General features: G+C 67.7%; 1 protein-coding gene. It reads right to left on the reverse strand.

Going from position 1 to position 937, the window contains the following annotated elements; all coding sequences use genetic code 11:
* Nucleotides 1-937, reverse strand: a 937-nt coding sequence (tnpC, locus tag KUV26_RS23490) for an IS66 family transposase (protein WP_222510276.1), incomplete at both ends; no start/stop codon positions are given.

The following is a 937-nucleotide window of genomic DNA, read 5'->3' on the forward strand; positions in this document are numbered from 1 at the left end:
TAGGCGAAGGGCTCGACGCCATTGATCTTCGCCGTGGCAATGAGCGAAGCGATGCAGCCCCAGGCGCGGCCGCCTTCATCATGGCCGGCGAATAGCGCGTTCTTTCTTGTCAGGGCGATTGGGCGGATCAGGTTCTCGACAGCATTGGAGTCGATCTCGACGCGGCCGTCGTGGAGGAAGGTCTGCAGCCCGTCCCACTGCCGGTGGATGTAAGCCAGTTTTTCTCCGAGACGCGACTTTGAGGAGATCCGGCGGCGCTGGCTTTGCAGCCATTCTCCGAACCCGGCGACCAGCGGCGCGGTGCGGGCCTGCCGGGCCGACAGCCGCTGGCCGGGGCCCATGCCGCGGATCTCACCCTCGATGCGGTAGAGCTCCGCAATCCGGCGCAGTCCCTCGGCGGCGATCTCCGAGCCGTCGCGGTCGAAGACCTCCTTCAGCTTCCTGCGGGCATGCGCCCAGCAATGCGCGACGGTGACCGGCGCGCCGCCTTTCCGCGAGGGGCGCGTCAGCCGGTTGTAGCCGGTATAGCCGTCCAGCTGCAGGATGCCATCGAAGCCCTGCAGGATCTGTTCTGCGTTCTGCCCGGCGCGGCCCGGGGCATAGGTGAAGACAACGCCGGGCGGGTCATCGCCGCCCCATCCGCGGTCGTCCCGGGCCAGCGCCCAAAGGTATCCGGTCTTTGTCCGGCCGCGACCCGGGTCCAGGACCGGTGCCGTGGTCTCGTCCATGAACAGTTTGCCCCAGCCCTTCAGGTGCTCGGCGAGCCGGTCGACTACGGGACCGAGGTGGAAGGCGGCGGTGCCAACCCAATCGGCGAGCGTGCTGCGGTGAATGTCGATCCCGGACCGGGCCAGGATCTGGCTCTGGCGGTATAACGGCAGGTGATCCGAGAACTTGCTGACCAGCACATGCGCGATGGCGCCCTCGGCCGGCAGAC

Origin of the sequence: Leisingera daeponensis, assembly GCF_019801465.1 — a bacterium.
GTDB classification, from domain to species: domain Bacteria; phylum Pseudomonadota; class Alphaproteobacteria; order Rhodobacterales; family Rhodobacteraceae; genus Leisingera; species Leisingera daeponensis_A.